This is a genomic window from Pluralibacter gergoviae ATCC 33028 = NBRC 105706 (assembly GCF_001598855.1).
GTDB classification, from domain to species: domain Bacteria; phylum Pseudomonadota; class Gammaproteobacteria; order Enterobacterales; family Enterobacteriaceae; genus Pluralibacter; species Pluralibacter gergoviae.
On record NZ_BCZS01000005.1, the window covers coordinates 47,164 to 59,760 of the forward strand.

Here is a 12,597-nt window from a genome sequence, read left to right on the forward strand (position 1 = left end):
CAGGGTAATTAACTGGCACGGGCGTCGGAGTTCACTCCACGCCCGTGCTCGTATGTTAAGGGCAATCAAAAAAGATGGCGAAAAGAGACTATTACGAGATTTTAGGCATTTCCAAAACAGCGGATGAGCGTGAAATCAAAAAGGCTTATAAGCGCCTGGCGATGAAATATCACCCGGACCGTAACCAGGGCGATAAAGAAGCTGAAACTAAATTTAAAGAGATCAAAGAGGCCTACGAAATTCTGACCGACGGGCAGAAGCGCGCGGCCTACGATCAGTACGGGCACGCGGCCTTTGAACAGGGCGGCGGTGGCTTCGGCGGCGGCGGTTTTGGCGGCGGCGCAGACTTCAGCGATATCTTTGGTGACGTGTTCGGCGATATCTTCGGCGGCGGTCGCGGTCGTCAGCGCGCCTCGCGCGGCGCGGATCTGCGCTACAACATGGAGCTGACCCTGGAAGAGGCCGTTCGCGGCGTCACCAAAGAGATCCGCATCCCGACGCTGGAAGAGTGCGACGTCTGTCACGGCAGCGGCGCGAAGGCCGGCTCTCAGCCGCAGACCTGTCCGACCTGTCACGGCCAGGGCCAGGTGCAGATGCGCCAGGGCTTCTTCGCCGTACAGCAGACCTGTCCGACCTGTCAGGGGCGCGGCACCATCATTAAAGATCCGTGCAGCAAGTGCCACGGCCACGGTCGCGTAGAGAAGACCAAAACCCTGTCGGTGAAAATTCCGGCGGGCGTTGATACCGGCGACCGCATCCGCCTCGGCGGTGAAGGCGAGGCCGGCGAGCACGGCGCACCGGCGGGCGATCTGTACGTCCAGGTGCAGGTTAAGCAGCACCCGATTTTCGAGCGCGAAGGCAATAACCTCTACTGTGAAGTGCCGATTAACTTCGCTATGGCGGCGCTCGGCGGCGAGATTGAAGTCCCGACGCTCGACGGCCGCGTCAATCTGAAGGTGCCCGGCGAAACTCAGACCGGCAAGCTGTTCCGCATGCGCGGCAGGGGCGTGAAGTCGGTGCGCGGCGGCGCGCAGGGCGATCTGCTGTGCCGCGTGGTGGTGGAAACCCCGGTTGGCCTCAGCGACAAGCAGAAGCAACTGCTGAAAGATCTGCAGGAGAGCTTCGGCGGCCCGACCGGCGAGCACAACAGCCCGCGCTCGAAGAGCTTCTTCGACGGCGTGAAAAAGTTCTTTGACGATCTGACCCGCTAACTTGTGAGTTCAGTTATTGCGTCATTTGCTAACCCTGCTCGCGAGCAGGGTTAGCCGTTACACTGAATCGTTTTCTGTAAAGTGATTAGCTTCTCAGAAGTCGCTACTTTTTTGGCTTCTGAGTTGTCTTTTCAACCTTTGGCGAGACTAACTCAAATTTATTTTCTGGATCGAGTGCGTTTACGGCATTCTGCAACTCTTTCAGGGCAAATTTAAGCGCTTCGACTTCATCGCGCAAAGCCTGCACTTCATCTTGGGCAAGCGCCTGGCGAGTTTTTGGAAATGCCTTAAGCACATCTTCCTCAAGAAAGACACGAACCTGGCGATTGTCTACATTAACAAGCTGGTATTTTAATCGACCACTGTTGATGGCGTTATAGATCGTTTTTCGACTTACCATTGCGAACTCTATAACATCACTGATTCGTAACATTGTTTCCTCTTTCCTGACGGCCTCTTTTTGACGTAGTTAACTCATCTTAACCTGTCACTATCGATTCGGTGAAAATTTTTGCAATTTCCTCTGGCGGCTTTTGGCATATTTCTTCCACCCGTTTTTGGTCAGCTAATAATGCGAATAAGGATTGTATAATGATCACCTTCTCACAACTTTGATCAATCGCCATCATAACAATGATCTGTGGCTCAACGCTTTTTTCGGGATCATCACTGCGCTGAAACGCTACGCCTGCATGATTAATACCGATAGCAAATCCGGTTGAATTCACATAGCAGAACTCGGTATGTGGGATTGCGACGCAGTGAGTTTCCATATCGATACCCGTTGGGTACTTGGCCTCCCGTTCGAGCACGCCGGCGGCAAAGTCAGGTTTCACAAAACCATCGTCCAGGAGTTTCTGTGCGAGCTCGTTGAGTAAGGCTGTTCTGCTTATCGCATCATTGAACACTACGATGCGCTGAGGACTGAACATCATGCTTCACCCTCCAAATTACGGGCGTTTTCCTGGGCAAGTTTTCCTCTGTTCCAGAGCACCAGGCCCAGAGTGCACAGACACAGAATGCCCATACCGACCTCTTTAAAATGGAAGCCCTGAATAATTGCCCAGGGCAGCATGGCACCGGCGTAGTCTACGCTGCTGATGCTGGTTGTGCCCTGCGGCAAAGAAAAGCCAGTGCTAACTGCTGTACTGGTGACAATCGGAGCAAGGCTGGTACCGATTAACAGGGCAAGACTGAGCGTTAACAAAGCGGTCAGCAAGGTGCGGAACATATCACCCCGGCAAACGGCCGTGACGAGTACAAAAGCGAACGGAAGACCGGTCAGAGAAGCAAAAGGTAAAAACTGATTTCCGGGAATAACTGCAGCCAGCACTAGCATGACAGGAATCATCAGCATTGAGACAGACAGCGTTACCGGGTGGCCGACGCTGACGGCAGAATCAAGACCAATCGCTATCCTACCGAAAGTACCCGCTCTTGATTGGGCGAGTTCCTGAATTCGCTCACTGATTGGATAAACCCCCTCCATCAACATTTTTGCCATTCGAGGGATAATTGTCATTACGGCGGCCATTGTTATCGCCGTTTGCAATATGGCCTTCAGGTCAATACCGGCAATAATGGCCAGCAGGGCGCCAATAATGGCTCCTAACGATGCGGGGTCCCCGAGAATAGATAAACGCTGCTGAATAACTTCAGTATCAATCTTGATATCGCGGATATAGGGTATACGATCAACAACGGCATTCACTAGCCAGGCAGCGGGTACGAAGGAAACGGAGAAGCCATGAGGTACTGAAATTGAAGGCAGGTTCAGGTATTTCTCTACATCAGCGGTTGTACGGTCTGCAATAACCATAGTAATAATGCAGTTGATGCCCGCAGCAAAAACGCCCAGCCAAAGGCTATCGGTAATAATCGTGACCAGTGAGCCGGTAAAGGCGTGGTGCCATAAATTCCAGATATCGACATTTAGAATACGCGTGGTTTTTGTATAGAGCATGAGTAAATTAATTGCAACACAGACGGGTATAACAAGCGCCCCGACGCGAGTTCCCATTGCTACAGCGGCAGCGGCTGGCCAGCCGACATCCAGCACATTCAGATTCAGGCCAAAGCGGTTAACCAGGGCATGGCTAACAGGCGTTAAAGAATCAATCATGAGATTAACGGTGATACTCAAACCAATAAATCCGATACCGACCATTAACCCTGCTTTTATCGCTTTACTTAACGGTAAGCGTAAAAGCAAGCCAAGCAGCATAAATATAATGGGCATCATTACTGATGCTCCCAGTCCTATGATGTAATCGATGATGTACATGATTTAATACTCATTGAGGATAAGTTCTTTTACTTTCTCCAGTACCGCATTTGCGCCTACTCCTGTTAAGAGTGGAAGGGCATTGATAACAGGCACGGAAAGTTGTAAGGCAGATGTTGAGACGATAAAGTTAACATCATCACGTGTTTTTGCTTCAGCGACACTACCTTGAGAAATTCTTACCTGATCAAGAAGGTTTTCTTGTTTTAGAAAAGACTGAATTTTATTTAATGCAACAGTACTGGTGGCGACACCCGCGCCACAGCAAATCATCATATGTTTCATATCGACTCCTCATTTAACTTGGCTGGATTAGAACATACTGGAAGAGAGATAATTGTGATCAATGTGTAGTTTTACACATTGGTTTACACGGTCAGATGGTTTAACCGATCGCTTAGCATCGCCTGTATGATGAGCTGAAAAGGTACAACCTGGACGCACCAGGTGGAGCTTCCATTGTTAATTATTATTCGATAATTCCGAGTTAATTTGCAGAAATAATCTGTTTTTATCGATTTGTGGTGATGTTTACTATGGTTTAACCGAATAACAACGCAAATAAGAGAGATAAAAGTGAAACACCTGCAACGTTTTTTCAGCAATGAGGCCTCGGGGGGCATCATTCTCATCATCGCCGCCGCCCTGGCGATGGTGATGGCCAACGCCGGGCCTACCAGCGGCGTCTACCAGTCCTTCCTCGCGACTCCGGTCGAGCTGAAAATTGGGCTGCTGGAGATTAACAAGAATATGCTGCTGTGGATCAACGATGCCCTGATGGCGGTGTTCTTCCTGCAGGTCGGTCTCGAAGTGAAGCGGGAAATGGCGCAGGGCTCGCTCTCCAGCCGCCAGCAGGCGGCCTTTCCGGTGCTGGCCGCGCTCGGCGGGATGCTGATGCCGGCGCTGATCTATCTGGCCTTTAACTACCAGGATCCGGTGGCCCGCCAGGGCTGGGCGATCCCGGCGGCGACTGATATTGCCTTTGCGCTGGGCGTACTGGCTCTGCTCGGCAACCGCGTGCCGGCGGCGCTGAAAATTTTCCTGATGGCGCTGGCGATTATCGACGATCTGGGGGCGATTATTATCATTGCTCTGTTCTACACCAGCGATCTTTCGCTGCTCTCGCTCGGCGTGGCCGCCGCGGCGATCGCCGTTCTGGCGCTGCTGAACGTCTGCGGCGTGCGGCGCACCGGTGTCTATATTCTGGTGGGCGCCATTCTGTGGACCGCCGTGCTCAAGTCCGGCGTCCACGCGACGCTGGCGGGCGTGATCGTCGGCTTCTGCATTCCGCTGCGCGAGAAGAACGGAAAGTCGTCGGCGAAACAGCTGGAGCACGTTCTGCATCCGTGGGTGACGTTCCTGATCCTGCCGCTGTTTGCCTTTGCCAACGCCGGCGTGTCGCTGCAGGGGGTTACCCTGGAAGGGCTGACGTCGCTGCTGCCGCTGGGGATTATTGCCGGGCTGGTGGTGGGCAAGCCGCTGGGTATCGGCCTGTTCTGCTGGCTGGCGCTGCGTCTTAAGCTTGCCACGCTGCCGCAGGGTACCTCCGGCAGGCAGATCCTGGCGGTCAGCGTGCTCTGCGGTATCGGTTTTACTATGTCTATTTTTATCGCCTCGCTGGCCTTCGGCGACGCCGATCCGACGCTCATCACATGGGCGAAACTCGGTATCCTGATTGGCTCGCTTGCCGCGGCGGTTAGCGGGTATAGTTTGTTGCGCTCGGGCGGGGCCGGAGTTGCCAGGTCCGCGTAACACCTTACTAATAGCCGCCGTCAGGCGGCTATTTTTCTCACTATTCAGGGAGGAGTCAGATGTCGCACATTAACTACAACCACCTTTACTATTTCTGGCAGGTGTACAAAGAGGGCTCGGTGGTCGGCGCCGCCGACGCGCTGTTCCTGACGCCGCAGACCATCACCGGACAGATTAAGGCGCTGGAGGAGCGGCTGCAGGGCAAGCTGTTCAGACGTAAGGGCAGGGGGCTTGAGCCGACGGAGCTCGGGGAGCTGGTATTCCGCTACGCGGACAGGATGTTTACCTTAAGCCAGGAGATGCTCGACATCATCAACTACCGCAAGGAGTCCAGCCTGCTGTTTGACGTCGGCGTTGCCGATGCGCTCTCCAAGCAGCTGGTCAGCGGCGTGCTGGATGCCGCGGTGGTGGAAGAGGAGCAGATCCATCTGCGCTGCTTCGAATCTACCCACGAGATGCTGCTGGAGCAGCTGAGCCAGCACAAGCTGGATATGATCATCTCTGACTGTCCCATCGACTCTACCCAGCAGGAGGGGCTGTTTTCAGTCAAAATCGGCGAGTGCGGCGTCAGCTTCTGGTGCCTCAATCCGCCGCCGCAAAGGCCCTTTCCCGCCTGCCTGGAGGAGCGTCGCCTACTGATCCCCGGCCGCCGCTCGATGCTGGGCCGCAAGCTGCTCAACTGGATTAACACCCAGGGACTGAAGATCGAAATTCTCGGCGAGTTTGATGATGCCGCGCTGATGAAGGCCTTCGGCGCGGCGCATAACGCCATTTTCGTGGCGCCGACGCTCTATGCCCGGGATCTGTACGCCGATGACAACATTGTGGAAATTGGCCGGGTGGAGAACGTGATGGAGGAGTATCACGCCATTTTTGCCGAGCGGATGATCCAGCATCCAGCGGTGCAGCGCATCTGCAACCGCGACTACGCGGCGCTGTTTGCGTTAGCTAACAAATAGCAGGCATAAAAAAACCCGCCGAAGCGGGTTTTTCACAAAGCGTCAGCGAAACGGCGATTAAGCCAGTTTACCGATCTGTGCAGCCAGGTTAGCCTTATGACGTGCAGCTTTGTTTTTGTGGATCAGGCCTTTAGAAGCCTGACGGTCCACGATCGGTTGCATTTCGTTAAATGCTTTCTGTGCAGCAGCTTTGTCGCCAGCTTCGATGGCTGCGTATACTTTCTTGATGAAAGTACGCATCATGGAACGACGGCTAGCGTTGTGTTTGCGAGCCTTTTCAGACTGAACGGCGCGCTTCTTAGCTGATTTGATATTAGCCAAGGTCCAACTCCCAAATATGTTCTATATGGACAATTCAAAGGCCGAGGAATATGCCCTCTTAGCCTTCTTTTGTCAATGGATTTGTGCAAATAAGCGCCGTTAATGTGACAACGCTTGGTTACGTAGTGATGGCGCAAGATTCTAACAGCATGCGCGCGCCGAATACAGCTTTTCCGCCAGAAAAAATCGTATCAGCCGGCCACTTTTCATCGCTTTTATCCGGAGATGGATGAAAACCTTGCATCTTTCCTGATTGAGTTGCAATCGTCGGTTAACGAAGCCTGCTGTACAAGGTATACTCTGACGATTTTCACTGTTTTGAGCCAGACATGAAGCTGATACGCGGCATACACAATTTGGGTCAGGCCCCGCGCGGGTGCGTGCTGACCATTGGTAATTTCGACGGCGTGCATCGTGGGCATCAGGCTTTACTGCAGCGCCTGCAGATGGAAGGGCGCGAGCGCGGCCTGCCGGTGGTGGTGATGATCTTTGAGCCCCAGCCGCTGGAGATGTTCGCAATGGACAAAGCGCCGGCTCGCCTGACGCGGCTGCGCGAAAAAGTGGCTTATCTGGCGGCCAGCGGCGTTGACTACGTGCTCTGCGTCCGCTTTGACCGCCGCTTTGCCGCCCTGACCGCCCAGCAGTTCATCCGCGACCTGCTGGTGAAGCAGCTCGGCGTTCAGTTTCTGGCGGTCGGCGACGACTTCCGCTTTGGCGCTGGTCGCGAAGGCGATTTCTTGCTATTACAGAAGGCTGGCGCTGAGTTTGGCTTTGACGTCACCAGCACCCATACCTTCTGTGAAGGCGGCCTGCGCATCAGCAGTACGGCGGTGCGCCAGGCGCTGGCCAGCGACGATCTGGCGCTGGCGGAAACGCTTCTCGGCCACCCCTTTGTCATTTCAGGACGCGTCGTGCACGGCGATGCGCTGGGGCGGACTATTGGCTTCCCGACGGCGAATTTACCGCTGCGCCGTCAGGTTTCCCCGGTAAAAGGGGTGTATGCGGTAGAAGTGGCCGGGCTTGGCGAGACGCTATTGCCCGGCGTTGCGAATGTTGGTACCCGTCCAACGGTCTCCGGCGTGCGACAGCAGCTGGAAGTCCACCTGCTGGACGTTGCAATGGACCTCTATGGTCGCCATATAGATGTGATACTGCGTAAAAAAATACGCAACGAGCAGCGGTTTGCCTCCCTGGATGAGCTGAAAGCGCAAATCGCTCGCGATGAATTAACGGCCCGCGAGTACCTCGGCCTGTCAAACCCGGCGTAATGCCAACGTTATAAATACGGAAACGAGAATCTGATGAGTGACTATAAATCAACCCTGAATTTGCCGGAAACAGGGTTCCCGATGCGCGGCGACCTCGCCAAGCGCGAGCCGGGAATGCTGGCCCGTTGGACCGATGATGACCTGTACGGCATCATCCGTGCGGCGAAAAAAGGCAAAAAGACGTTCATTCTGCATGACGGCCCTCCCTATGCGAATGGCAGCCTGCATATTGGTCACTCGGTCAACAAGATTCTTAAAGACATTATTATCAAATCCAAAGGTCTGGCCGGCTACGACTCACCGTACGTCCCGGGCTGGGACTGCCACGGCCTGCCTATCGAGCTGAAGGTTGAGCAGGAGTATGGTAAGCCGGGCGAGAAATTCACCGCCGCCGAGTTTCGCGCTAAGTGCCGCGAATACGCCGCGACGCAGATTGACGGCCAGCGTAAAGACTTTATCCGCATGGGCGTGCTGGGCGACTGGTCGCATCCTTACCTGACCATGGACTTCAAAACCGAAGCCAACATCATCCGCGCGCTGGGGAAAATCATCGGCAACGGCCACCTGCACAAGGGCGCCAAGCCGGTGCACTGGTGCCTCGACTGCCGTTCTGCGCTGGCGGAAGCGGAAGTCGAGTATTACGACAAGACCTCTCCGTCCATTGACGTGGCCTTCCAGGCCGTCGATCAGGATGCGGTGAAGGCGAAGTTCGGTACACCCGCCGTTAACGGTCCGGTATCGCTGGTTATCTGGACCACCACGCCGTGGACCCTGCCGGCCAACCGCGCCATCTCCCTGTCGCCGGAGTTTGACTATGCGCTGGTGCAGGTTGAAGGCCAGGCGCTGATCCTCGCCAAAGATCTGGTGGAGAGCGTCACTAAGCGTATCGGTGTCGCAGACTACCGCGTGCTGGGCGAGGTGAAGGGCGCAGAGCTTGAGCTGATGCGCTTTAAGCATCCGTTCCTCGACTTCGACGTTCCTGCGATCCTCGGCGATCACGTGACGCTGGACGCCGGTACTGGCGCGGTGCATACCGCCGGCGGCCACGGCCCGGACGACTACAACATCAGCCTGAAGTACGGTCTGGAGATTGCCAACCCGGTAGGTCCGGACGGCGCCTACATCCCGGGCACCTACCCGACGCTGGACGGCATCAACGTCTTCAAGGCTAACGACATCATCGTTGAGATCCTGCGCGAAAGCGGCGCGCTGCTGCATCTGGAGAAGCTGGTTCACAGCTATCCTTGCTGCTGGCGCCACAAAACGCCGATCATTTTCCGCGCTACCCCGCAGTGGTTTATCAGCATGGATCAGAACGGCCTGCGCAAGCAGTCGCTGTCTGAGATCAAAGGCGTGCAGTGGATCCCGGACTGGGGCCAGGCGCGCATTGAGTCGATGGTGGCCAATCGCCCGGACTGGTGTATCTCCCGCCAGCGTACCTGGGGCGTGCCGATGTCGCTGTTTGTGCACAAAGAGACGCACGAGCTGCATCCGCGCACTCTGGAACTGATGGAAGAGGTCGCGAAGCGCGTCGAAGTGGACGGCATTCAGGCGTGGTGGGATCTCGATCCGCGCGACATCATGGGCGACGATGCCGACCTCTATGAGAAGGTGCCGGATACCCTCGACGTCTGGTTCGACTCAGGATCAACTCACGCTTCCGTGGTCGATGTGCGTCCGGAGTTTGCCGGTCACGCCGCCGATATGTATCTCGAAGGCTCCGACCAGCACCGCGGCTGGTTTATGTCCTCGCTGATGATCTCCACCGCGATGAAGGGCAAAGCGCCGTATCGCCAGGTGCTGACCCACGGCTTCACCGTTGACGGCCAGGGGCGCAAGATGTCCAAGTCCATCGGCAACACCGTGTCGCCGCAGGACGTAATGAACAAGCTGGGCGCTGATATTCTGCGCCTGTGGGTGGCCTCTACCGATTACACCGGCGAAATGGCGGTCTCCGATGAGATCCTCAAGCGTGCCGCCGACAGCTATCGCCGCATCCGCAACACCGCCCGCTTCCTGCTGGCGAACCTTAACGGCTTCGATCCGGCAACGGACATGGTGAAGCCGGAAGAGATGGTGGTGCTGGACCGCTGGGCGGTCGGCTGTGCGCAGGCCGCGCAGGCGGATATTGTCAAAGCCTATGAGTCTTACGATTTCCACGAAGTGGTGCAGCGTCTGATGCGCTTCTGCTCGATCGAAATGGGCTCGTTCTACCTCGACATCATCAAGGACCGTCAGTACACCGCGAAGCCGGACAGCGTGGCCCGCCGCAGCTGTCAGACCGCGCTGTACCACATCGCCGAAGCGCTGGTGCGCTGGATGGCGCCGATCGTGTCCTTTACCGCCGATGAAATCTGGGGCTACCTGCCGGGTGAGCGCGAGCAGTACGTGTTCACCGGCGAATGGTACGACGGCCTGTTCGGCCTCGCGGACAGCGAGCCGATGAACGACGCCTTCTGGAGCGAGCTGCTGAAAGTGCGCGGCGAAGTGAACAAGGTGATCGAGCAGGCGCGCGCCGATAAGAAAGTCGGCGGTTCGCTGGAAGCGGCGGTAACCCTGTACGCGCAGCCGGAACTGGCGGCGAAGCTGACGGCGCTGGGCGACGAATTGCGATTTGTCCTGTTGACCTCCGGTGCCGCCGTTGCGGATTATGCCGCAGCAGACAGCGATGCTCAGCAGAGCGAGCTGCTGAAAGGCCTTAAGGTGGGCCTGCAGAAAGCCGCCGGTGAGAAGTGCCCGCGCTGCTGGCACTACACCACCGATATCGGCCAGGTGGCGGAACACGCAGATATCTGCGTCCGCTGTGTCAGCAACATCGCCGGCGACGGTGAAAAGCGTAAGTTTGCCTGATGAGCCAATCCTTATGTAAAAGCGGCCTGCGCTGGCTGTGGCTGGTGGTAGTGGTGCTGATTATCGATCTCGGCAGCAAGTACCTGATCCTCCAGAACTTTATGCTGGGTGATACGGTGCCGCTGTTTCCGTCGCTTAATCTGCACTACGCCCGCAACTACGGCGCGGCGTTTAGCTTCCTCGCCGACAGCGGCGGCTGGCAGCGCTGGTTTTTTGCCGGTATCGCCATCGGCATCTGCGTGATCCTCATGGCGCTGATGTACCGCGCTAAGGCGTCGCAGAAGCTGAACAACATCGCCTACGCGCTGATCATTGGCGGCGCGCTGGGCAACCTGTTTGACAGGCTGTGGCACGGCTTTGTGGTCGATATGATCGATTTCTACGTCGGCAACTGGCACTTTGCGACCTTCAACCTCGCCGATTCCGCCATCTGCGTGGGCGCGGCGCTGGTGGTGCTGGAAGGCTTTCTGCCGAAAGCCGCAGAGAAGAAACAGGCATAAAAACCGCCCGGCGGCGCTGCGCCGTCGGGCAAAAAAACGGGCTACATTGCATGTCTAAATCTGTACAAAGCAACAGCGCGGTGCTGGTGCACTTTTCGCTGAAGCTGGACGATGGTTCTACCGCCGAGTCTACCCGCAACAACGGTAAACCGGCGCTGTTTCGCCTCGGTGACACGTCGCTTTCCGAGGGGCTTGAGCAGCAGCTGCTTGGCCTGCAGGCGGGCGACAAAAAGGCCTTTGCGCTTGAGCCGGATGCGGCATTCGGCACCGTCAGCCCCGATCTGGTGCAGTACTTTTCGCGCCGCGAGTTTATGGATGCCGGCGAGCCGGAAGTCGGCGCGATCATGCTGTTTACCGCGATGGACGGCAGCGAAATGCCCGGCGTGATCCGCGAGATCAGCGGCGACTCGATCACCGTGGATTTTAACCATCCGCTGGCGGGGCAGACCGTTCACTTCGATATTGAAGTACTGGAAGTCGATCCGGTACTGGAGGCCTGAGATGCAGATCCTGTTGGCTAACCCGCGCGGCTTCTGCGCCGGTGTAGACCGCGCTATCAGCATTGTCGAAAACGCGCTGGAGCTGTTCGGCGCGCCGATTTACGTACGCCATGAAGTGGTTCACAACCGCTACGTGGTGGACGGCCTGCGCCAGCGCGGGGCTATCTTCATCGAGCAAATCAGCGAAGTGCCGGACGGCACGATCCTGATTTTCTCCGCCCACGGCGTCTCGCAGGCGGTGCGTAACGAGGCGAAAAGCCGCGACCTCACCGTGTTTGACGCCACCTGCCCGCTGGTCACCAAGGTGCATATGGAAGTGGCGCGCGCCAGCCGCCGCGGCGAAGAGTCGATTCTGATCGGCCACGCGGGACACCCGGAAGTGGAGGGCACCATGGGCCAGTACAGCAACCCGGAAGGGGGCATGTATCTGGTGGAGTCGCCTGAAGACGTCTGGACGCTGCAGGTGAAGAACGAGGCGAAGCTCTCCTTCATGACCCAGACCACGCTCTCCGTGGATGATACCTCTGACGTTATCGACGCCCTGCGCGCGCGCTTTCCGAAGATCGTCGGCCCGCGCAAGGACGACATCTGCTACGCCACTACCAACCGTCAGGAAGCCGTGCGCGAACTGGCGCAGCGCGCCGACGTGGTGCTGGTGGTCGGTTCGAAAAACTCCTCCAACTCAAACCGGCTGGCGGAGCTGGCCCAGCGCATGGGCAAGGCGGCGTTTCTGATCGATGACGCCACCGATATCCAGACCGAATGGGTCGAGCACGCCGCCTGCGTCGGCGTTGCCGCCGGCGCATCCGCGCCGGACATCCTGGTGCAGAACGTCGTTAAGCGCCTGCAGGCGCTGGGCGGCGGCGAAGCCGTACCGCTGGAAGGCCGCGAAGAGAATATTGTCTTTGAAGTGCCGAAAGAGCTGCGGCTTGATATCCGCGAAGTCGAGTAA

At 56.8% G+C, this 12,597-nt stretch carries 13 protein-coding genes; 8 read left to right on the forward strand and 5 right to left on the reverse strand.

Features of this window, described 5'->3' with window-relative positions:
- Positions 1-74: 74 nt before the first annotated feature.
- Positions 75-1,211, forward strand: coding sequence for a molecular chaperone DnaJ (dnaJ, locus tag ENGE1_RS07250; RefSeq protein WP_043086084.1), 1,137 nt, complete (start codon positions 75-77; stop codon positions 1,209-1,211).
- A gap of 103 nt (positions 1,212-1,314) precedes the next feature.
- Here dnaJ and ENGE1_RS07255 read toward each other — a convergent pair whose 3' ends face one another.
- The 4 genes from ENGE1_RS07255 to ENGE1_RS07270 are packed head-to-tail and all read right to left on the reverse strand — an operon-like array spanning position 1,315 to position 3,780.
- Positions 1,315-1,644, reverse strand: a complete 330-nt coding sequence (locus ENGE1_RS07255) for a MerR family transcriptional regulator (protein WP_048253201.1) — start codon at positions 1,642-1,644, stop codon at positions 1,315-1,317.
- Positions 1,645-1,690: 46 nt separating this feature from the next.
- A complete protein-coding gene (locus ENGE1_RS07260) occupies positions 1,691-2,146 on the reverse strand; it encodes a PTS sugar transporter subunit IIA (RefSeq protein ID WP_043086081.1) in 456 nt (151 codons plus the stop codon).
- Positions 2,143-3,495: a PTS galactitol transporter subunit IIC gene (locus ENGE1_RS07265; RefSeq protein WP_043086079.1), complete on the reverse strand. Its 1,353-nt coding sequence runs from the start codon at positions 3,493-3,495 to the stop codon at positions 2,143-2,145. The genes ENGE1_RS07260 and ENGE1_RS07265 overlap by 4 nt, the downstream gene beginning before the upstream one ends.
- A gap of 3 nt (positions 3,496-3,498) precedes the next feature.
- Complete coding sequence (locus tag ENGE1_RS07270; protein ID WP_048273019.1) at positions 3,499-3,780, reverse strand: PTS sugar transporter subunit IIB; 282 nt, start codon at positions 3,778-3,780, stop codon at positions 3,499-3,501.
- Between the two features lie 291 nt (positions 3,781-4,071).
- Here ENGE1_RS07270 and nhaA point away from each other — a divergent pair, with 291 nt between their 5' ends.
- Both nhaA and nhaR read left to right on the forward strand, forming a co-directional pair.
- Positions 4,072-5,247 (forward strand): Na+/H+ antiporter NhaA, encoded by a 1,176-nt coding sequence (nhaA, locus tag ENGE1_RS07275; RefSeq protein WP_048253200.1) that lies wholly within the window; start codon positions 4,072-4,074, stop codon positions 5,245-5,247.
- A 59-nt stretch (positions 5,248-5,306) separates the two neighbouring features.
- Positions 5,307-6,206 (forward strand): transcriptional activator NhaR, encoded by a 900-nt coding sequence (gene nhaR / locus ENGE1_RS07280; protein ID WP_043086074.1) that lies wholly within the window; start codon positions 5,307-5,309, stop codon positions 6,204-6,206.
- Positions 6,207-6,263: 57 nt separating this feature from the next.
- On the opposite strand, the gene rpsT is transcribed toward nhaR, so the two are convergent.
- Entirely contained in the window at positions 6,264-6,527 is a 264-nt protein-coding gene (rpsT, locus tag ENGE1_RS07285; RefSeq protein WP_043086071.1) for a 30S ribosomal protein S20, read from the reverse strand.
- Between the two features lie 329 nt (positions 6,528-6,856).
- On the opposite strand from rpsT, the gene ribF reads away from it, so the two are divergent.
- Genes ribF through ispH form a run of 5 tightly spaced genes read left to right on the forward strand, consistent with a single transcriptional unit; the run spans position 6,857 to position 12,597 of the window.
- Complete coding sequence (gene ribF, locus ENGE1_RS07290; protein ID WP_043086068.1) at positions 6,857-7,795, forward strand: bifunctional riboflavin kinase/FAD synthetase; 939 nt, start codon at positions 6,857-6,859, stop codon at positions 7,793-7,795.
- 33 nt (positions 7,796-7,828) lie between these two features.
- Positions 7,829-10,645, forward strand: coding sequence for an isoleucine--tRNA ligase (gene ileS, locus ENGE1_RS07295; protein ID WP_043086067.1), 2,817 nt, complete (start codon positions 7,829-7,831; stop codon positions 10,643-10,645).
- Positions 10,645-11,145, forward strand: coding sequence for a signal peptidase II (gene lspA / locus ENGE1_RS07300; protein ID WP_048253199.1), 501 nt, complete (start codon positions 10,645-10,647; stop codon positions 11,143-11,145). The genes ileS and lspA overlap by 1 nt, the downstream gene beginning before the upstream one ends.
- Before the next feature lie 50 nt (positions 11,146-11,195).
- Positions 11,196-11,645: an FKBP-type peptidyl-prolyl cis-trans isomerase gene (fkpB, locus tag ENGE1_RS07305; RefSeq protein WP_043086064.1), complete on the forward strand. Its 450-nt coding sequence runs from the start codon at positions 11,196-11,198 to the stop codon at positions 11,643-11,645.
- Between the two features lies 1 nt (position 11,646).
- Positions 11,647-12,597: a 4-hydroxy-3-methylbut-2-enyl diphosphate reductase gene (ispH, locus tag ENGE1_RS07310; RefSeq protein WP_048253198.1), complete on the forward strand. Its 951-nt coding sequence runs from the start codon at positions 11,647-11,649 to the stop codon at positions 12,595-12,597.